The organism is Lysobacter sp. Soil_C_59 (genome assembly GCF_057656415.1).
Genome location: NZ_JBDGKK010000004.1, coordinates 222,461 through 240,731, shown reverse-complemented (window position 1 = coordinate 240,731; position 18,271 = coordinate 222,461). Strand labels below are relative to the sequence as shown.

Sequence of the window (18,271 nt, the reverse complement as noted above, 5' to 3'; positions counted from 1 at the left end):
TGCATGTACGCCGTGTTCACGCGATGCGCGCCAGTTCGCCGCATCAGCGTTGCGGCGGCGGCGGCGAGGTCTCCAGCCACTGCTCGAAACGGATCGAACCGAGCATCGGGCTCTCGCCCGGCGTGAGCGAGTTGTCGTCGATCGGTCCACCGAAGTATTCGGCCTTCGCATCGGCGATGACCTCGCGCGATTCCTTGTAGAACTTCAGGTAATCGCGGACGAAGTCCACCATCGGCCGGCGATCGGGGCCGGCCACTTCCACCACGCCATTCCTCGGCTCGGCTACGGTCACCTTGGTCAGCGCCGCGGCCACGTCGGTCGCCGCCAGCGGCTGGAATGCCGCGGTGGAGATGTGGACCGCCTGGTCCCTGGCGCCGTCGTGGGCAATGGCGTTGAGGAATTCGAAGAACTGCGTGGCGCGCAGGATCGAGTACGGCATTCCCGATTCGCGGATCAGCTTTTCCTGCGCCAGCTTGGCGCGGAAGTAGGCGTTGCCCGGCTTGCGGTCACTGCCGACCACCGACAGCGCGACGTGATGCTTGACGCCCGCCGCCGCCTCGGCCGCGAGCAGGTTGCGGCCGGAGGTTTCGAAGAACTCCAGCACCGCCTTCTCTTCGAACGACGGCGAGTTGGCCACGTCGACGACGACGTCGGCGCCCTGCAGCACCTCTTTCAGGCCTTCGCCGGTGATGGTGTTGACGCCGGTGTTGGGCGCCGCGGCGATGGCTTCATGGCCGAGCTCGCGCAGGTTGTTGCACAGCTTGGTGCCGATCAGGCCGGTGCCGCCTATGACTACGATCTTCATGTCTGTCTCCAGTGGGGTGTGACTCGAATGTCTTTCGGGCGGGCGCTGCCTGCGCCGCTACGTCAGGCGCTCCGGCAGCGGACGGGTGCGCTCGAAGCCGAACCGGGTGTACACCCAGGTGAATGCAAAGAAGCCGAAGTAGATGGCCACCAGCACGCGTCCGATCCAGTTCTCGATGGCGTTGACGTCAAGGCCGTCGCCAAGCAGGCGCGGCAGCAGTTGCGCCATCCCGCCGATGCCGATGACGCCCAGCACCACGAAGGCGACGGCGAACAGCCCCAGCGCGACCTTGTAGGCGCCACCGCGGTAGCGGATCGAGCGGACCTTGCCGCGATCCAGCCACGGCAGCAGGAACAGCACGAAAATCGCCAGACCCATCACGACCACGCCGCTGAGCTTGTGCGGGATGACGCGCAACATCGCGTAGTACGGAGTGAAGTACCACACCGGCTTGATGTGCTCGGGCGTGACCAGCGGGTTGGCTTCGCTGAAGTTGTCGTGTTCCAGGAACAGGCCGCCGACAGTCGGCACGAAGAAGATCAGGAATGCCGCGACCAGGATGAACACCACCGTGCTGAGCAGGTCCTCGACCGTGTAGTACGGATGGAACGGGATGCCGTCCAGCGGCGTTCCGTCCGGGCCGATCCTGTCGTGGATGTCGATGCCGTCGGGATTGTTGGACCCGACCTCATGCAACGCCAGGATATGCACGGTGACCAGCAGCAGCAGGATGATCGGCAGGGCGACCACGTGCAGCGAGAAGAAGCGGTTGAGCGTGGCGTCGGCAGGAACGTAATCGCCCATCACCCACTGCTGAAGGCTTTCGCCGACCACCGGGATCGCGCCGAACAGCGAGATGATCACCTTGGCGCCCCAGAACGACATCTGTCCCCACGGCAGCACGTAGCCCATGAAGGCCTCGGCCATCAGCACCACGTAGATCAGCATGCCCAGCACCCACACCAGTTCGCGCGGCCGTTTGTACGATCCGTACAGCAGCGCGCGGAACATGTGCAGGTAGACCACCACGAAGAACAGCGAGGCGCCGGTGGAGTGCATGTAGCGGATCAGCCAGCCCCACTCCACGTCGCGCATGATGTACTCGACCGACGAGAACGCCTCGGCCGCCGACGGCTTGAAGTGCATCGCCAGGAAGATGCCCGTGACCAGCTGGTTGACCAGCGTCACCGCCGCCAGCCCGCCGAACAGGTACCAGATGTTGAAGTTCCACGGCGCCTGGTAGCGGCTGGTGTGTGCGGCGACGAACGAAATGACCGGCAAGCGGTCCTCGACCCAGGCCAGCAGCGGGTTCTTCGGATGGATGCGGACGATCTTCAATGCCATGGACGTGCCTTCCCCCGCGTGGCGGTCAGTCGGCGTCGCCGGTGCGCGGCGACTCGTTTTCACAAGCAAGCGCCACGACGTGATCGATGCCATCCCTGAACATCTTTGCGTAGGGGCAGATGCGTTCGGCGTTGCGGACCAGCTCTGCGGCAAGCGCGCGTTCGACACCGGGCAGGGCGACGCGGATTTCCGCCGACAGCAGGAACAGCCCGTCCACCGGATCGCGTGCGAACGTCACCGCCGTGTCGACCGTTGCGTCGGTGAGCTCCACGCCCGCCCGCGTTGCCAGCAGCTTGAGCACGCCGTGGAAGCAGGCGCCGTAGCCGGCTGCCAGCAGTTGCTCCGGGTTGGTGCCGCCACCGGGACCATCAAGCTCCGCCGGCAGGCGCAGGCTGGCCTGCAGGGCACCGTCGTCGGAACAGACCACGCCCGACGCGCGGCCATGCGCCGCCTCGCCACCGGTGACTCGTACGCGTCCTGTGTAGATGGTCTGCGCGTCTTCTCCGTAGTACTTGTCTAGCAGGCTTACCGGCGGTGGCTTGAGCTGGCTCATGGGATGCGCGTGTCCCTGTCGTTGTCGTCATGCACGAAGCAGATCCGTCGTCCGTGCCTCGTCCCTGCGTGGGCAACCGCTCTGGCCGGCGCCGCCTTGCCTCCGCTGCCGGCAGGCATGCCCGCCGCGCAGAGATCCGTTGTGAGTTGCGATGCTAGGAGGGCGACCCGGTCGGCAGTAGCCCTGCGACCGGATGCACGATGTTTCCCCGAGCGCACCAATCGCGCCGGCTCAGGCGCGGGCGACGGCGACGTTGTCGCGATGCGTGTCGCCAGGTGCCGCGCGTTCCGCAGGTGCAAGGTCATCATGCGAACCGCCGGCATGTAGCCGCGGTACGGCGGTGGCACAGTCCAGGTCCAGCGCGCGTACCTGGGTGGTGATGAAGTCGATGAAGGCACGGATGCGCTTGGGCAGCTGGCGCCGGCTCAGGTAGCACAGGTAGTGGCCGCGATCGTCCGGCGCGTACTGCGCCAGGCAGGTCACCAGCGTGCCCTTGCGCAGCTCGTCGCGGACCTCGAAGGCGGGCAGCTGTGCCAGACCCTGGCCGCTGAGCAGCGCGTGCAACATCAGGTCATCGTCGTTGAGCACGATGTCGGCCTGCGGCGTGACGCTGCGCGGATGACCGTCGACCTTGAAATCCCAGCTGCGCAGGCGTCCGTTCGGCATGCGCCGGTTGATGCATGCGTGTGCGTCCAGTTCCTCGACGGTGGTCGGCAGGCCATGCCTGCGCGCGTAGTCGGGCGAGGCGCATACGAGCATCTGCATCGGGATGAGCTGCTTGGCGATGACCTGGCTGTCGTCCAGGCGCCCCTCGCGGAAGGCGACGTCGACCCGGTCCACGGCAAGGTCCGGAGTCTTCTCGTCCAGCAGCAGTTCGATGCCGATGCCGGGATAGCGCATGTGGAACTCGCTCATCAGCGGCGCGATGACTTTGCGGCCGAACCCGTGCGTGGCACTGATCCGCAGCTGCCCGCGCGGCGGTCCGTCTCGCAGGTCGCGCATCTCTTCCAGCGCCTGCATGATGCGGTCGACGCCCGGACGGCAGTTCTCGTAGAACAGCTCGCCTTCGGCGGTGAGCGTGGTCGAGCGCGTCGTGCGCGAGAACAGGCGCGCGCCCAGCTGTCCTTCCAGCTTCTGCACGCTGCGGCTGACGGCCGAGCGCCCCACGCCGAGGCGATCGGCCGCGCGAGCGAAGCTGCCTTCGGTGGCGACGGTGATGAAGGCCACCACCCCGGCGTAGCTCGCCGAGAAGGTGGACGACAACGGGTCTGGCCTGTTGTCCTGTTTGTCCTGCTTGTCTGGGGTCGTCGGCGTGGCGATCCGCGGAACTGCGTTCATTTGGGTGGCGCCTCTTTTTCGGTCAATGGCTGCATGTGCGCCAGCGCGTGTTCGCGGGCGCACTCGACATGGGCACGGCAGAGGTCTGCCGGCTCTCCGATCAGCCATGCGATCTCCTCGTAGCTGGCCTCGAATACTTCGTGCAGCAGGTACGCGGCGCGGATATCCGGCGCCATCGCATCCAGCGCGACCATGAATTCGGACCAGACCCGATCAGCCTTGGTAGGCATGGATTGGGTTCCTTGTGGCTGTCGTCATGCATCTAGGTCGTGCCAGCGGGCACGTCTGTGACAGAGCGCCTGGCGAAGGCCCATCGTTGCGGGCGCTTCGCGGTTTGTGACAGCCCATTGGTGCGCCGCGCTCAACACTGCGCGTCCGGCCGGCGATCTACCGGCGCGCCGCCGCGATGCCTAGATTGGCGTCCAAGCAGGACGGCAGCCGCCGGTCCTCCCCTGATCCACTACGGAGACTCCGCCGTGAGCCAACGCCTCGACTACCAGAAGCAATCCCCCGAACTGTTCAAGAAGTTCGTCGAATTCAGCATGCTGACCTCCAAATCGACGATCGAGCAGTCGATCCACGACCTGGTCAACATCCGCGCCTCGCAGCTCAACGGCTGCGCCTTCTGCCTCGACATGCACATCAAGGAGGCCATCATCCATGGCGAGCGCCCGCTGCGTTTGCATCACGTGGCCACCTGGCGTGAGTCGCAATTGTTTGCTCCGCGTGAACGCGCCGCACTGGCCTGGACCGAAGCCGTGACCCAGCTGTCGCCGCTGGGCGTTCCCGACGACATCTACGAGCGCGTGCGCACGCAGTACTCGGAGAAGGAAATCGTCGACCTGACCTACGACGTCATGGCCATCAACGCCTGGAACCGGATCAACGTCGCCTTCCGCGTCGAGCCGGGCACCGCCGACAAGGCCTTCGGCCTCGACAAGGCCGGGCTGTCGTGAAGCGTGCATTGCTGAGCGCGAGATCCCCTGAGAGGAGAACCATGATGCGCATTCACCATTCCCTGGCGCTGACCGCGCTGCTGCTGTCGGGCGCGGCTCTTTCGAGCGCGGCCCTGGCCCAGGACAAGCACGCCGGCCACGCTGCGCCGGCCCCGGTGGTCAAGCCGATCATGACCAAGGCCCTGCCCGAGTATCCGGGCAAGGAAGGGCTGATCCTCACGGTCGACTATCCCCCCGGTGGCTCCTCGCCGCTCCACCACCACGATGCCCACGCGTTCGTCTACGTGATCGAAGGCTCCGTGGTGATGGCCGTGCAGGGCGGGAAAGAGGTCACCTTGACGGCCGGACAGAGCTGGAGCGAATCGCCCGGCGACATCCATACGGTCAGCCGCAATGCGAGCAACGACAAGCCCGCGAAGTTCGTCGTGTTCATGCTCAAGGACGCCGGCAAGCCGGCGGTGATCCCCGGTTCCTGAGCGGCCCGAAGCGCTCGAACGCACTACACATCAGGAGTCATGCGATGCGCATCCCCCAATGTCTGAGCGTGGCCGCACTGCTGTTCTCGGGCAGTGTCGGGGCCCATGGCCTGCAAGGTAACGACGCTCCTCCCCCCGTCGTCACGCCGGTCATGACCCAGGCGCTGCCCGAGTACCCCGGCAAGGAAATGCTGATGATCACCGTGGAGTACCCGCCTGGTGGTGCCGACCCGGTCCATCGCCACGATGCACACGGATTCGTCTACGTGCTCGAAGGCTCGATCGTGATGGGCGTGAAGGGCGGCAAGGAAGTCACGCTGATGCCGGGCCAGGCCTTCCACGAGGGGCCAACGGACGTGCACACGGTCGGCCGCAATGCCAGCAAGGACAAGCCCGCCAAGTTCGTGGTGTTCCTGCTCAAGGATGCGGGCAAGCCCGCGCTGATTCCGCTCCCATGACCGTCGGCCGGCCTCGACCGGCCGGCCTTTGCTTGCCCTGTCGGCTGCCGTTGGCAGCGGCCCGGCCTGCACGCTCGACGAACGTTTCTGCCGCCACAATCGCGTCTTCTGCCGCGCTCAGGGCCGCATGCAAGACGCAACCGACACCTTCACCCGATTGCGGCCCCGCTTGCTGGGCGTGGCCTATCGCATGCTCGGCTCGCTGGCCGAAGCCGAAGACATCGTCCAGGACGTGTGGCTGGGCTGGAATGACGCCGACCCTGCCGAGGTCAGCGACCCCGACGCCTGGCTGATCACCACCACGACGCGACGCTCGATCGACCGCCTGCGCAAGGCGCGCACCGAGCGCGAGCACTACTCCGGCATCTGGCTGCCCGAACCGGTACTCCTCGAAGGTCCGACCACTCCGGAAGAGATCCAGGAAGCCTCGAGCGACCTGTCGATTGCCTTCTTGACGGTGTTGGAGCGACTCTCGCCGGAAGCGCGCGCCGCGTTCCTCCTGCGCGAGGTGCTCGATGCCGACTACAGCGACATCGCCGCCACGCTCGACAAGAGCGAGGCCGCAGTGCGCCAGATCGTGCACCGCGCCAAGACGCAGCTGCGCGAGGAGCGCCCGCGTTACATGGTCTCGGCCGAAGCCCACCAGCGCCTGATGCGCCGCTTCGCCGAAGCCTGGAGCAATGCCGACTTTCAGGGCATGAAGGAAATGATGGCCGAGTCGGCCACCCTGGTCGGCGACGGTGGCGGCATCGTCACCACCTTCCCCGAACCGGTGGTCGGCGGACAACGCATCGCGCAGCTGCTGTTCGCCGCGTCGGTACGCGGCAAGGATGCGCTGGAAATCCGCCTCACCACGATCAATGGCCGGCTTGGCGTGCTGCGCTATATCGATGGCAAGCTGGAGTCGGCGCAGTCGTACGACACCGATGGCGAGCACATCACCCAGGTATTCGTGCAGCGCAATCCGGAGAAGCTCCGACGGATCGCCGCCAACCAGCCATCGAAGCTGAGCTAGCGGCGACTACTCTACGAACGGAGCATCCTGCAGCGCGTCGACCATCGACGGCGCACGATAGCCGGGTACGAAGCGCTCGCCGAAATCGCGGGCGAAGTTGTCGTAGGTCGTTTCCGGGTGTCGCTCACAGATGCCGCAGACGGCCTGGGTGAAGCGCTGCTTCATCTGCAGGCGCGGGAACTCCGCGACGATCCGGGCGATCTGTTCTGCCGGGAGGCTGTCGAATCCCCAGCCGCCCCAGTCCAGTGCGACGCCGAGCACGCACAGGGCAGCTTCGGCCTCCTTGTGCAGGCAGATGGACGGCGTGGAGTTGAGCGCGATGCTGTCCCAGACAAGCTGGGATCGGCGCTCGTCGACACCGAACTCGCGAACGAAGGCCCGCGCCGTGTTCGCCCCTTCCACTTCGAAGCGAAGTGCGCCGCTGGCCAGCGCCGTCAGGCCGATGTCGTGCAACAGTGCCGACACCGCCAGGACTTCGGCGTCGTACGCCTCGCCTTTGCTTTCCGCGATGCAGGTGGCGAACAGCCACGAGCGCATGACGTGGTTGAACAGGTAGGGATCGCAATGCGCGCGGGCGAACTCGATGGCGCGCGCGACCAGCGGCGTGTCCGGCACCGGCACGCCCGCGACCAGGCGTGTTGGCGGCGGTGAGGTCGCGGTCGCGGGTGCAGTGGTTTCGTTCAACGTCGTCATGGCTTCAATCCGGCGGTTGGCCCTGGCGTCAAGCTACGCGCGAGCCGCGAGTGTCGGTAGCGCCGGCACCGGCCTCACCGTGTTGCCTGCGCGGAACCAATCGTTGCCCCTCACGGGCAAGGGACATTGGTGCGCCGCGGACAACATCGTGCACCCGCACGCGTGCCTACCGCCCGAACCGCCTGGTTTCCATCATGTCGTGGGCAGCCCCCATCGCGCTGCCGCCACCCCCCACGAGGTACCACGACATGCAATCGATCACCACGAAAGACGGCACCGAGATCGCCTACAAGGACTGGGGCACCGGTCAACCGATCGTCTTCCATCACGGCTGGCCGTTGTGCGGCGACGACTGGGACGCACAGATGCTGTTCTTCCTCGACCAGGGCTATCGCGTCATCGCCCACGACCGTCGTGGCCACGGCCGCTCGAGCCAGACGGCGACCGGCAACGACATGGACACCTATGCCGCCGATGTCGCCGAACTGGTCGCGCACCTGGACCTGCGCGACGCCATCCATGTCGGCCATTCCACCGGCGGCGGCGAGGCCACGCGCTACGTCGCACGGCACGGCGCAGGTCGCGTCGCCAAGCTGGTCCTGATCGGCGCGGTGCCACCGATCATGGTCAAGACCGACGCCAATCCGGACGGCCTGCCGCGCGAGGTGCTCGATGGCATCCGCAAGGACATGGCCGCCAATCGCGCCGGCTACTACTGGGACTTCCCGGTGCCGTTCTACGGCTACAACCGCCCGGGCACCCCGCTCTCCGAACCGGTCCGCGCCAACTGGTGGCGCCAGGCCATGATGGGCGGCGCCAAGGCGCAGTACGACTGCATCGCGGCCTTCTCCGAAACCGACTTCACCGACGACCTCAAGAGCATCGAGGTACCGACGCTGGTGATGCACGGCGACGACGACCAGATCGTTCCGATCGCCGACTCGGCGCTGCTGTCATCGAAGCTGCTGCGCAATGCCACGCTGAAGGTCTACAAGGGGTATCCGCACGGCATGTGCACGACCCACGGCGAAGTGATCAACCGCGACCTGCTGGAGTTCTTCCGCAGCTGAGCTGCATTGGCGTGCCGGTGATGCGTCACCGGCACGCTGGCGAGCGCATCACCACTCGCAGTCATCCCACTGGCACAGGTAGTGCGTCTCCAGGCCGATGCGGCTCTGGTTCAAGGCATCGCGCGGCAACCGGATCCGAAGCAGGCGGATCGCGGCACGGTGACCGTCGAACGTCGCCGGCACCCGCACCCGGCACGAGCCCTCGCCGTGGAGCACGATCTCCCCGCGCGGAAACGACACTGCCCTGACGTCCGACCAGTGCAGGCGCCGCGACTTTCCAAGAATGTTCAGCGCGGTGACGCCACCGATACCGACGCGGACACGCTGGCCGACTCCGTCCATCCAGGCGATGCCGAGATAGATCGCGACGATCGCGGCGAGGACCGCGGGGGCCCTCGAACCCAGGGCACAGATCGTGATGATCACGACAGCACCCATCGCGGCCAACCGCCAGGCGCATCGCTTGCCCATGCGCAGCGTCAGCACTTCGCCCTCCAGCAAACTGCTGTCCAGTTCCGGCCGTAATGCGTCACTGACAGCCCGCGTCGACCGGCCATGGATATCGACAACGTGGCCGTCGAAACCAAAGCCGCGTGCCATCGGTTCGGCGCAGGCGACCGATGAGCTTCGCGCCTTTAGCAACGCTTCCCCTTCGGGGGGCACGAGCGATACCACCTGAGCGCCGGGAGCACCGGTACGGGAATCGCGACCGACGTGCAGTTGGCTGATGGAGCCAGCGGGATTTCTCATTCAGGCGGTCCTGGTCATGCCAGCATTCAGCGCATTCCAGGGACCGCGATCGCAGGGTCCTTGCGCCTTGCCGAGGTAGGAACCGATTCCGTCGTTCCGGTAACGCATTTGTAGCGTGGGTGCAGCGATCCACATATGGGAATCGTCCGAAAATGCTGTGATTGGGAATGCACGTCTGAATGCGCGTGCCATGACCAGGGATTGCGTTTGGCGCTTCGGAACTCCCGCTTCGAATGGGCGGATTCCCATGGCGCACACAGCGCCGCTCTGCCACTGTCTCTGCAGTCTGAACGCGAGGACGTTCATGCCTGTGTTACCGGCGGGGAATCGCTCCCCTCCTTGCCGAGACTTCCGTTGTCATCATCCAGACGTACCGTTGCTGCTGGTCGTCCGGCTTACCACCCGATTTTGCATGTCCCTCTCAGAGTCCGACCACGTTCGCATCACGCGAGCCATTCCCGCCAGTCGCGTCCACCGCTGCCGCGCGCGTGCCTACACCCAACCGGAAGCCGGAGAGCTTGCGGTGGTTGTCTTCAAGTACGCGGTCACCGGCATCGATCCACCGTTGCTGATGGTCGAGTGCACGCAACCCGATGGCACGCGCCGTTGGCTGGCGGACGTATACGCCGACGAGCTTGAACCCGCACCGGCCGACGACGCGATGGCCGCGTAGGCGGCCTGGTTTCAGGCAGGGGTTGCCCAGTCGCGACACTCGAGGTGATTGCCGACGAAGCGCCAGACGCCATCCTCGTCGAGCCTGAAGGACACCACTTCACGGCCCGTGCGGTCGCCATCGAATGTGACCTCAAACTCGGAGCAGGCGTAGATTCCAGCGGGCAGTTCGTCGCTGCCCGTTCCGGTGCTGACGGTACGGCTGACCACGTACCAGTCCCGGCGCCGCACCTTTCCCATGGCCTGCCGGCGTTCGGCAACGGCGCGCGCGAAGTCCTCGCAGCTCAGCTGGTCCTTGACCGCCGCCGATGCACCTCGCCATACCTGCTGCCCGTGGCCGGCATCGAGGGCCAGTGCCATGCGCAGGCTGGCATCGCGGAGTGCGCTGGGTTCGATGTTGTTGTCTGCATCGAGCGAAGCATGGGTGGTCTGCGTCATCGTGGTTTCCTGTGGCGGTCCGATGCCTGATGCACCGGACCGTGCCCGATGCCAGACAGCTGCGTTGTAACCATTCCACGGTGCCCGACCCATGGGACGAATCCCAAAGCCTTCCGCAACCGGCGAAGGCCCGCCACCGGATCGGTGGCAGGTTCGCGTGACATTCGAGTGACCAGTGCGCTCAGCGCGCGCGGCCGCGCGTAAGCAGGTTGATGATCAACAACAGTACTGCCGCGCCAATGAAGGCGGTGACCAGGAAACCCAGCCAACCGCCGCCGAATCCCAGGCCGAGCTTGGGCAGGAACCAGCCGCCGAGGAATCCACCCAGGATGCCGACGACGATGTTGAGGAAGATGCCTTGCGATGCGTCACGCCGCATCACGATGCTGGCCAGCCAGCCAGCAATGCCACCAACGATGAGATAGATCAGGAAATTCATGGGAACGGGGTCCTCCTTGAGAATCCGAACCACGATAGGACCCGCTCGCGAGCATCGCCATGGGCGAACTTCTCAGTCGTTGTTTACAAGCGCGCGCGGAACAGCAACCCGGCGCTTTGATTTTCGACAGGGCCATGGCTTTCCATGTCGAAGACAAGCTGGATCGCCCAGTTGTCGGCGCGACGACCTCGCAAGCTGGCGCGCTGCAGCGCGGGCGATCCGAGTTCACACGCGCGGTTGCGCAACGCGGCAAGACAAGCCGCCGGGAAGCTGGCTATATTCGCCGAGTGATAGCGCTATCACTCCTGGCCAACCAAGCCCCGAATCCCCCCGCAACCCGGCGCTGGAGAATTGATGAGAGTCGCATTGATCCGTCTTGTCCTGCTTGCATGCGCTGCGCACTCATTCAGCGCTTTCGCATGTTCGGCACCGGCATCGATCTGCGACCGGGCCAGCGCCGGCAGCTTCTCCCTTGTCGAGCAGTCGCGGCCCGCCGCAGTTCTGGTCGAGCCCGGCGCCGATCCGGCGGTGCGCCACGCGGCCGACGGATTCGCCGCTGACCTGGAGCGCGTCAGCGGGCACATGCCTGCGCGCCTGCAGGACGCGGGCAGCGTTCGTGGCCCGGTAGTCGTCGCCGGCGTCCTGGGCCAGAGCGCGAGCATCGATGCGCTGGTGCAGGCAGGCAAGCTGGACGTCACGGGTCTTGCCGGGCAATGGGAAGCCTACCGGCAAGTCGTGCTCGACCGGCCCTGGCCCGGTGTGGAGCGCGCCCTGGTGGTGATCGGCTCGGACCGCCGCGGCGTCGTGTTCGGCCTGTACGACCTCTCGGAGAAGATCGGCGTATCGCCGTGGTACTGGTGGGCGGACGTTCCCGTGCAGCGCAAGCGCTCGCTGCATGTCACCGCTGGCGCGCGCGCCGACCAGCCTGCGGTGAAGTACCGCGGCTTCTTCATCAACGACGAGGACCCGGCCTTCGGCACCTGGGCACGCAAGCGCTTCGGCGGCATCAACGCCGACATGTACGCGCACGTTTTCGAACTGTTGCTGCGCCTGAAGGGCAACTACCTGTGGCCGGCCATGTGGCCGCCCAAGGCGTTCAACGACGACGACCCCCGCAACATGGTGCTCGCCGACGCGATGGGCGTGGTGATGGGCACGACCCACCACGAACCGATGATGCGCGCGCACGACGAATGGCACCGCAACACCGGCAACGGCGTCACCGGCGGCCGCTGGGACTACGGTAGCAACCGCGACAACCTGCGCGCGTTCTGGCGCGGCGGGATCGAGCGGATGATGTCGCGCGGTGACGGGCGACCCTACGAGAGCATCGTCAGCCTCGGCATGCGTGGCGACGGCGACGAAGCCATGACCGAAGGCACCGCCAGCAAGCTTCTGCAATCCATCGTCGCCGACCAGCGCCGGATCATCGCCGAGGTCACCGGCAAGCCGGCCGCGCGGACTCCGCAGGTCTGGGCGCTGTACAAGGAAGTGCAGGACTACTACGACCACGGCATGGACGTGCCCGACGACGTGATCCTGCTGTTCGCCGACGACAACTGGGGCCAGAACCGGCGCCTGCCGACTCGCGATTTCGATCGCGCGGGTGGATTCGGCGTGTACTACCACTTCGACTACGTCGGCGCGCCGCGCAACTACAAGTGGCTCAATACCAACCAGATCGAGAAGACCTGGCAGCAGATGGACCTGGCCTACCAGCGCGGCGCCCGGGCGTTGTGGATCGTCAACGTCGGCGACATCAAGCCGATGGAGTACCCGCTGGACTTCTTCATGAAGCAGGCCTGGAATCCGCAAGCGATGACGGTGGAGGCGCTGCAGCGTTTCCCGCTGGAATGGGCGGGCGCGAACTTCGGTGAGCAGCACGCCGAAGGCATCGCCGGACTGGTGACACGCTTCAGTCAGTACTCGGCGCGACGCAAGCCGGAGCTGGTCGACGCCGACAGCTTCCCGCTTGGCGGTGGAATCGCCGATGACCTGGACGGCGGAGAGTTTGGTGCCATGGTGGCGCAGTGGGATGCACTGGAACGGGAGGCTCTGCGAGTGCGGGCGGCGCTGCCGGCCAGCCAGCACGACGCCTACTTCCAGCTGGTCGAGCACCCGATCATCGCCATGGCGAACCTGTATCGCCTCTATTACTCCGTGGCCTGGAACCGGCGCCTTGCCGCTGCCGGCGACACGCGGGCGAACCTGTTCGCCGAACGCGCCGAAGCCGCATTCGCTCGTGATGATGCAATCAGCGCCCGCTACCACGCGCTCAACGGCGGCAAGTGGGACGGCATGATGCTGCAGACCCACATCGGCTACAGCAGCTGGCAGCAACCGGACAAGCAGGTGATGCCAGCGGTCGTGCGCCTGCCGGCGACCCGTCCGCCCAAGGCATTGCGCTTCAGGGCCGCGGCGTTCCCGACATCAGCCGACGCCATCGCGATCGAGGCACCCAACTACTCGCGCAAGGTCGATGGCGCGCAATTGCAGTGGCACGTGATACCGAACCTGGGCCGCACACTGGGCGCAATGGCTGCCCTGCCCCAGGGCCGGCCGGCCACGACCGTCGAGGACGGAGTTCGCCTCGAGTACGACGTCGACATCGCGCGCGAGGGCGACCTCGACGTTCACCTGTATCTCGTCCCTACGCTGGACGTCAGCGGCGGCAACCGCGTGCGCATCGGTGTATCGATCGACGATGGCCCGGTGCAGGTCCTGACCGACAGCCTGATCCCGGCGCCGACCGAAACCACCCTCACGGAACAGCGCGACTGGAACAAGGCGGTCGAAGACAACGCGCGGATCATCCACGCCCGCTTCCCCAGCGTAGGCCGCGGTCGCCATGTGGTCAGGATCTGGCGCCTGGACGACAACGTACCGCTGCAGAAACTCGTGATTGCAAGCGCACCGCTGCCGGTCACCTACCTGGGACCGGCGCCCTCCGGCTTCCCATGAACTCTCGACGATTCAACCGTGCCGCATCTTCAGCACGAGGATCACGAACGACAGCGAGCACGTCACGGCGTTGGACAGAATGACCGGCCACGAACCGATCGCGAGGCCGTAGGCGAGCCAGCAACCGGCTCCCGTCGTGAACAGTGCATACATCGCCAGCGAAATTCCGGCCGTATCGCGGGTGCGCAGCGTTCGGACGGCCTGGGGGACGAAGGCAACGGTCGTCAGCGTTGCCGCGATGTAACCAATCAGATCCGGCATCAGCCTTCCTCTTCGACGAACTCGGTGCGCGCGCCCTGCTGCTCGAAGGTGAGGTTCACCGTGCGGCCGATCGCCCGTGTGCGATGCACGGTGCCGGCGGGCACGACGATGAACTGCCACGGCGTCAGTTCGACCGTCTCGCGCCCGGCGAAGTCGATCTGCAACCGGCCTTCGACGACGAGAAACAGTTCGTCGGAATCAGGATGGTGGTGCCAGCGATACTCGCCTTCGAACACCGACATGCGCATGCAGTCGCCGTTGACGTTGGCCAGCACGTCGTTGCGGTACGCCTCGGTGACGGCCGATTGCAACGCGCCGATGTCCACGACCTTCAGCCCGACGAAGCGGGCCGTCTGTGCGGAGTACGCATCGGAGGAAGGGAACTGCGACTTCATGCAGGTACTCCCGGTTCGGTTGGACCCTGGCGAATGACCATGTGCCCGCATCCTGCGAACGGACGTCCATCCGGCCTCGAGCGGCACTCACAGTTCGATGATGCCCCGCCGCGCCGCTACCGTGACTGCGTGCGTCCGGTCGGCGACGCCCAGTTTGGCGAACACACTCTTCAGGTGGCCCTTGACCGTCTCCTCGGACAAGCCAAGCTCGGAAGCGACCTGCTTGTTTGCCTTGCCGATGGATACCAGCCGCAGGATTGCCACCTCCCGCCCGGTCAGCGACTCATCGACGACATGGACGGCGATCTCGTCGGCGACGTCGCGATTGACGTGACGCTGACCGCGATGGACATCGCGGATCGCATCAACCAGCTCGGTGCGCAGTCCGCTCTTGAGCAGGTACCCGACTGCACCGGCCTTCAATGCGCGAACGGCCTGCGCGTCACCGGCGTAAGTAGTCAGGACGATGATCTTGGCGCCCGGGTCGGCGGAGCGGATCTCGGTGATGGCATCGACTCCGTTCATGCCCGGCATCTGCAGGTCCATCAGCGTCACATCGGGCCGCAGCGACCGGAAGCTGTCGACAGCTTCAAGCCCGTCCCGGGCCTCGCCGGCCATCATCATGTCGCTCTGGTTTCCCACAATGGCGGCGACACCATCGCGCAGCACGGGATGATCGTCGACGACAAGAATTCGGATCTTCGGATCATTCATCACCCGGACTCCCCTCCAAGGAGGCGCTGCCACCATGCCCACCCGCCGGCCTTGCGCCTGGCGAATGCCAGCTTTGCCGGCACGGCGAGTGTAACTTCGCATCCGCCTTCGGAACCACTGGCGATGGTGATCGAACCTCCCATCTTCTCGGCACGCTCGCGCATTCCGATCATGCCGAAATGGCCGTCCTTGCGGCCACGCGCCAGAACCTCTCCCGGAATGCCGACGCCGTTGTCGCGCATGCGGATGGCAAGGTGCCTGGCCTCGAAACCAATCGCTATCTCGGCCCAGGTTGCGTGTGCGTGATAGGCGATGTTGAGCAGGGCCTCACGCACGATCCTGGTGATCTCCGCGGCGACCAGTGGATGCAGCGGACGCGGCCTTCCTTCGACGACGACACGCACCGGGAGCGGCTGATCGAAAGGAGTCTCCACCACGAGGTTCTCGACGATCGCGCAAAGATCGTCCGTGTCGTCGCCGACACGCAGGTCGCGCACACGGTTGCGGGCGTCGACCACGACATGCTCGGCCGCGACCAGCGCCGCCTCCAGCTCGTCCCTGGACTTCTCCTCGCCGGCCAGGCGGTCGGCGACAACCTGGAAGCGCAGGATCAATCCCTGGACGCCCTGCAGCAAGGTGTCATGCAGTTCGCGCGCAATGCGTTCACGCTCGGCCACGCGCTCCTCGAGCCGGTTGCGGATCCGCGCTGCGACCTGCGCCACGCGCAATCGATACAGGGCCCACAGCGACAGCATCGCCGCGACGGAACACAGGACCAGGAACCACACCGACTGGACGAAGCTCGGTGGAATCTCGAATTCCAGCGCGCCTCCCCTCTGGTTCCACACGCCATCGCTGTTGGCGGCCACGACCCGGAATCTGTATTTGCCTGGGGGAAGATTGGTGTAGAACGCCTGGCGTCTCGTGCCCGGATCGATCCAGTTCCGATCGAAGCCTTCGAGCATGTAGCGCGCCTGAACCCGGCCGGGGTCGGCAAAACTCAGCACGGCGAAGTCGATCTCGATGTTGGCTGTCGATTTCGCAAGCCGTACCGTCGCCGGATCCCGGAACACGCGCCCATCGCCATTGATGGCCCGGATCGCAGCATCCGGCGGCACGAGATTTCGAACCAGGCGTGCAGGATCCATCCATAGCGTTCCCGTCTCGGTGGCCACCCACAGTCGGCCGTCGCCACCGCGGACGACGGATCGCTGCGAGTGCGAATGCGGTTGGCTCACCAGCCCATCGCCGGGCCCGAGTCCCACCGCCGGCACCGAAAGCGACTTGTTGGAGAAGGCGCGCTCCAGTTCGTTCGGCCGCAGCCGAACCAGGGATTTCGGATAGGCCAGCCAGGTGTCGCCGTCGGGTGTGCGCACGATCCCGTTGATGCGGCTGCCTTTGGAAATGTCGGCGGCCCATGCCGTATCGGCATGCCCCGGGCGATTGCGCGAAAGCCCGATGTTGCCGGCGGCAAGCACCCAGTCTCCCACGGTGTGGAGAGTCAGTACCGAGATTGAGCTTCCACCAAAATCCAGCGGAGTGACCGCGCGCGCGGAGCCCTGGAACCAGTTCAGTCTGTCCCCGGTCTGCACAACCACGCCGCCCTGCGGCGAACGCACCATGGTGGTGGGGTAGAAGTCGGCCTGGTTGCCCGGTTCCAGGAGCGTTTCCCAGTTCCCGCGCCGGTAGCGGTGCAGCCCGCTGCCCGCCGCGGATATCCAGTAGTCACCCTGAGCATCGAAGGCGCAGTCGTAGATGATGTTGTGATTGGCGTCCTTGTCGGGGCGCTCGATCGTCTGGCGGACGCTGCCGTTGGCCCAGACCAGAATCTGGTTCTCGAAGCCCATCCAGATCGCGCCGTCTGGTGCTTCGCACAGACTCTCCGGCTCGACCACGTCGCGCAGTATCGCCTCGGGCATGCCACCGGGCCTTACGCGATAGATGGCTCGTGCCTGCCCGATGTAGACACTGCCATCGGAGGCATCCAGGAGCTTGTCGCCGAACTCGGCGGGTGAATCCAGCAAGGGCTCGGCGATCAGGGTAGCGGGCCGGAACCGGTCCAGTCCGGTTTCGGTAGCGACCCAGATGTTGCCTTCCCGGTCCTGCATCACCTGGTTGGTGACATCCGACGACAGTCCATCGCGGCTTGTGAATGACTCGGTCGCGGTACTGCTGGCAGCGGCCGCGCTCGCGTCGGTGCGAAGTCGCTTGACGCCTTTGTAACGCGTCGCGATCCACAGGTTGCCTTCGCGATCGAACAACGGGCCGAGCTGGATCTGCTCGGCACCGGTGCGATACGGAGTGCGCATGGAAGGCGGCTGGCCACGACCGCCTGGCCCGGTGAGGGGATAACTGCCACTGTCGTCGGAGAGCCAGATGCGACCTTGCGAATCCTGCGACAGCGCGCCTCGCGGCGTCAGACCCACGGTCTGGAACCTCGCTGCACCCGGTGCAAGCCGTACGACCGCACTGGTGCACGCAACCCAGATCGCACCGTCGGCAGCCACGAGCATGTTGGTTACGTTGCTCGGTGGAAGCCCGTCGGCGGCATTGAACGTGCGCCACTGGCCGTCATGGAAACGGAGCAGCTCGGCGTCGTAGTTGGCCGTGCGCGCCCATATCGATCCGTCCGGCCCCTCCACCATTTCACTGATCCGGCTGGGCGCGGCGACACCATCGACGATGCGCAGCGTGCCCTTGCGGTAGAGGGCGAAGCGGTGCGATGTCTCGAAGTTGGTCCAGACATCGCCGCTGCGAGTCACCAGCAGCGCGCTGGGAAGACCGTGCTTGCCGCCGCCCCGCTCGACTTCAATCTGCTCGAACCGTATTCCGTCAAATCGGAAAAGGCCGTCACCGGTCGCAAGCCAAAGGTAACCATCGCGTCCCTGCGCCATCGCGAGCACCGGCACCGGTGCCTCGCTTCCTATCCAGCG

General features: G+C 65.7%; 20 protein-coding genes. 7 read left to right on the top strand and 13 right to left on the bottom strand.

The features are described 5' to 3' along the window. Positions 1-43 precede the first annotated feature (43 nt). The 5 genes from AC3A3Q_RS10400 to AC3A3Q_RS10380 form a co-directional block, all read right to left on the bottom strand. A complete protein-coding gene (locus tag AC3A3Q_RS10400; RefSeq protein ID WP_487586185.1) occupies positions 44-805 on the bottom strand; it encodes an SDR family oxidoreductase in 762 nt (253 codons plus the stop codon). 57 nt (positions 806-862) lie between these two features. Beyond that, positions 863-2,143 carry a cytochrome b gene (locus AC3A3Q_RS10395; RefSeq protein ID WP_487586337.1) on the bottom strand — a complete coding sequence of 427 codons (1,281 nt, stop codon included), beginning with the start codon at positions 2,141-2,143 and terminating at the stop codon, positions 863-865. 31 nt (positions 2,144-2,174) lie between these two features. Beyond that, the gene (locus tag AC3A3Q_RS10390; RefSeq protein ID WP_487586184.1) at positions 2,175-2,702 is read right to left on the bottom strand and encodes an Ohr family peroxiredoxin; all 528 of its coding nucleotides are present in this window, start codon (positions 2,700-2,702) and stop codon (positions 2,175-2,177) included. Positions 2,703-2,933: 231 nt separating this feature from the next. Next, on the bottom strand, positions 2,934-4,040 hold the full coding sequence (locus AC3A3Q_RS10385) for a LysR family transcriptional regulator (protein ID WP_487586183.1): 1,107 nt from the start codon (positions 4,038-4,040) through the stop codon (positions 2,934-2,936). Then, a complete protein-coding gene (locus tag AC3A3Q_RS10380; protein WP_487586182.1) occupies positions 4,037-4,270 on the bottom strand; it encodes a hypothetical protein in 234 nt (77 codons plus the stop codon). The genes AC3A3Q_RS10385 and AC3A3Q_RS10380 overlap by 4 nt, the downstream gene beginning before the upstream one ends. A gap of 246 nt (positions 4,271-4,516) precedes the next feature. On the opposite strand from AC3A3Q_RS10380, the gene AC3A3Q_RS10375 reads away from it, so the two are divergent. From AC3A3Q_RS10375 to AC3A3Q_RS10360, 4 genes are all read left to right on the top strand, one after another. Beyond that, entirely contained in the window at positions 4,517-4,996 is a 480-nt protein-coding gene (locus AC3A3Q_RS10375; protein ID WP_487586181.1) for a carboxymuconolactone decarboxylase family protein, read from the top strand. Positions 4,997-5,040: 44 nt separating this feature from the next. Next, positions 5,041-5,472: a cupin domain-containing protein gene (locus AC3A3Q_RS10370; RefSeq protein WP_487586180.1), complete on the top strand. Its 432-nt coding sequence runs from the start codon at positions 5,041-5,043 to the stop codon at positions 5,470-5,472. A gap of 44 nt (positions 5,473-5,516) precedes the next feature. Next, positions 5,517-5,930, top strand: a complete 414-nt coding sequence (locus AC3A3Q_RS10365; RefSeq protein ID WP_487586179.1) for a cupin domain-containing protein — start codon at positions 5,517-5,519, stop codon at positions 5,928-5,930. Positions 5,931-6,057: 127 nt separating this feature from the next. Next, the gene (locus tag AC3A3Q_RS10360; RefSeq protein ID WP_487586178.1) at positions 6,058-6,945 is read left to right on the top strand and encodes an RNA polymerase sigma-70 factor; all 888 of its coding nucleotides are present in this window, start codon (positions 6,058-6,060) and stop codon (positions 6,943-6,945) included. A 6-nt stretch (positions 6,946-6,951) separates the two neighbouring features. Here AC3A3Q_RS10360 and AC3A3Q_RS10355 read toward each other — a convergent pair whose 3' ends face one another. Further along, the gene (locus AC3A3Q_RS10355; protein ID WP_487586177.1) at positions 6,952-7,638 is read right to left on the bottom strand and encodes an HD domain-containing protein; all 687 of its coding nucleotides are present in this window, start codon (positions 7,636-7,638) and stop codon (positions 6,952-6,954) included. Positions 7,639-7,886: 248 nt separating this feature from the next. On the opposite strand from AC3A3Q_RS10355, the gene AC3A3Q_RS10350 reads away from it, so the two are divergent. After that, positions 7,887-8,708: an alpha/beta fold hydrolase gene (locus AC3A3Q_RS10350; RefSeq protein ID WP_487586176.1), complete on the top strand. Its 822-nt coding sequence runs from the start codon at positions 7,887-7,889 to the stop codon at positions 8,706-8,708. Positions 8,709-8,756: 48 nt separating this feature from the next. Here the strand turns inward: AC3A3Q_RS10350 and AC3A3Q_RS10345 are convergent, their stop codons facing one another. After that, positions 8,757-9,458, bottom strand: coding sequence for a PH domain-containing protein (locus AC3A3Q_RS10345; protein ID WP_487586175.1), 702 nt, complete (start codon positions 9,456-9,458; stop codon positions 8,757-8,759). A gap of 412 nt (positions 9,459-9,870) precedes the next feature. Here AC3A3Q_RS10345 and AC3A3Q_RS10340 point away from each other — a divergent pair, with 412 nt between their 5' ends. Next, a complete protein-coding gene (locus AC3A3Q_RS10340; RefSeq protein ID WP_487586174.1) occupies positions 9,871-10,131 on the top strand; it encodes a hypothetical protein in 261 nt (86 codons plus the stop codon). An 11-nt stretch (positions 10,132-10,142) separates the two neighbouring features. On the opposite strand, the gene AC3A3Q_RS10335 is transcribed toward AC3A3Q_RS10340, so the two are convergent. Then, positions 10,143-10,568: a DUF4019 domain-containing protein gene (locus AC3A3Q_RS10335; protein ID WP_487586173.1), complete on the bottom strand. Its 426-nt coding sequence runs from the start codon at positions 10,566-10,568 to the stop codon at positions 10,143-10,145. Between the two features lie 181 nt (positions 10,569-10,749). Beyond that, on the bottom strand, positions 10,750-11,007 hold the full coding sequence (locus tag AC3A3Q_RS10330) for a GlsB/YeaQ/YmgE family stress response membrane protein (RefSeq protein WP_487586172.1): 258 nt from the start codon (positions 11,005-11,007) through the stop codon (positions 10,750-10,752). Between the two features lie 354 nt (positions 11,008-11,361). On the opposite strand from AC3A3Q_RS10330, the gene AC3A3Q_RS10325 reads away from it, so the two are divergent. Then, positions 11,362-13,968, top strand: a complete 2,607-nt coding sequence (locus AC3A3Q_RS10325) for a glycosyl hydrolase 115 family protein (protein ID WP_487586171.1) — start codon at positions 11,362-11,364, stop codon at positions 13,966-13,968. 12 nt (positions 13,969-13,980) lie between these two features. On the opposite strand, the gene AC3A3Q_RS10320 is transcribed toward AC3A3Q_RS10325, so the two are convergent. The 4 genes from AC3A3Q_RS10320 to AC3A3Q_RS10305 form a co-directional block, all read right to left on the bottom strand. Then, entirely contained in the window at positions 13,981-14,229 is a 249-nt protein-coding gene (locus AC3A3Q_RS10320) for a SemiSWEET transporter (protein ID WP_487586170.1), read from the bottom strand. Beyond that, on the bottom strand, positions 14,229-14,624 hold the full coding sequence (locus AC3A3Q_RS10315) for a cupin domain-containing protein (protein WP_487586169.1): 396 nt from the start codon (positions 14,622-14,624) through the stop codon (positions 14,229-14,231). The genes AC3A3Q_RS10320 and AC3A3Q_RS10315 overlap by 1 nt, the downstream gene beginning before the upstream one ends. Positions 14,625-14,711: 87 nt before the next feature. After that, the gene (locus tag AC3A3Q_RS10310; RefSeq protein WP_487586168.1) at positions 14,712-15,338 is read right to left on the bottom strand and encodes a response regulator; all 627 of its coding nucleotides are present in this window, start codon (positions 15,336-15,338) and stop codon (positions 14,712-14,714) included. After that, a complete protein-coding gene (locus tag AC3A3Q_RS10305; protein ID WP_487586167.1) occupies positions 15,338-18,247 on the bottom strand; it encodes a sensor histidine kinase in 2,910 nt (969 codons plus the stop codon). Before AC3A3Q_RS10305 ends, AC3A3Q_RS10310 begins: the two co-directional genes overlap by 1 nt. Positions 18,248-18,271: the final 24 nt, after the last annotated feature.

Coding starts and splice junctions, on each gene's coding strand:
- AC3A3Q_RS10340 (WP_487586174.1), top strand. CDS start 9,871: ATGTCCCTCTCAGAGTCCGACCACGTTCGCATCACGCGAGCCATTCCC.
- AC3A3Q_RS10335 (WP_487586173.1), bottom strand. CDS start 10,568: ATGACGCAGACCACCCATGCTTCGCTCGATGCAGACAACAACATCGAA.
- AC3A3Q_RS10325 (WP_487586171.1), top strand. CDS start 11,362: ATGAGAGTCGCATTGATCCGTCTTGTCCTGCTTGCATGCGCTGCGCAC.
- AC3A3Q_RS10365 (WP_487586179.1), top strand. CDS start 5,517: ATGCGCATCCCCCAATGTCTGAGCGTGGCCGCACTGCTGTTCTCGGGC.
- AC3A3Q_RS10350 (WP_487586176.1), top strand. CDS start 7,887: ATGCAATCGATCACCACGAAAGACGGCACCGAGATCGCCTACAAGGAC.
- AC3A3Q_RS10345 (WP_487586175.1), bottom strand. CDS start 9,458: ATGAGAAATCCCGCTGGCTCCATCAGCCAACTGCACGTCGGTCGCGAT.
- AC3A3Q_RS10320 (WP_487586170.1), bottom strand. CDS start 14,229: ATGCCGGATCTGATTGGTTACATCGCGGCAACGCTGACGACCGTTGCC.
- AC3A3Q_RS10330 (WP_487586172.1), bottom strand. CDS start 11,007: ATGAATTTCCTGATCTATCTCATCGTTGGTGGCATTGCTGGCTGGCTG.
- AC3A3Q_RS10355 (WP_487586177.1), bottom strand. CDS start 7,638: ATGACGACGTTGAACGAAACCACTGCACCCGCGACCGCGACCTCACCG.
- AC3A3Q_RS10360 (WP_487586178.1), top strand. CDS start 6,058: ATGCAAGACGCAACCGACACCTTCACCCGATTGCGGCCCCGCTTGCTG.
- AC3A3Q_RS10400 (WP_487586185.1), bottom strand. CDS start 805: ATGAAGATCGTAGTCATAGGCGGCACCGGCCTGATCGGCACCAAGCTG.
- AC3A3Q_RS10390 (WP_487586184.1), bottom strand. CDS start 2,702: ATGAGCCAGCTCAAGCCACCGCCGGTAAGCCTGCTAGACAAGTACTAC.
- AC3A3Q_RS10370 (WP_487586180.1), top strand. CDS start 5,041: ATGCGCATTCACCATTCCCTGGCGCTGACCGCGCTGCTGCTGTCGGGC.
- AC3A3Q_RS10380 (WP_487586182.1), bottom strand. CDS start 4,270: ATGCCTACCAAGGCTGATCGGGTCTGGTCCGAATTCATGGTCGCGCTG.
- AC3A3Q_RS10385 (WP_487586183.1), bottom strand. CDS start 4,040: ATGAACGCAGTTCCGCGGATCGCCACGCCGACGACCCCAGACAAGCAG.
- AC3A3Q_RS10310 (WP_487586168.1), bottom strand. CDS start 15,338: ATGAATGATCCGAAGATCCGAATTCTTGTCGTCGACGATCATCCCGTG.
- AC3A3Q_RS10315 (WP_487586169.1), bottom strand. CDS start 14,624: ATGAAGTCGCAGTTCCCTTCCTCCGATGCGTACTCCGCACAGACGGCC.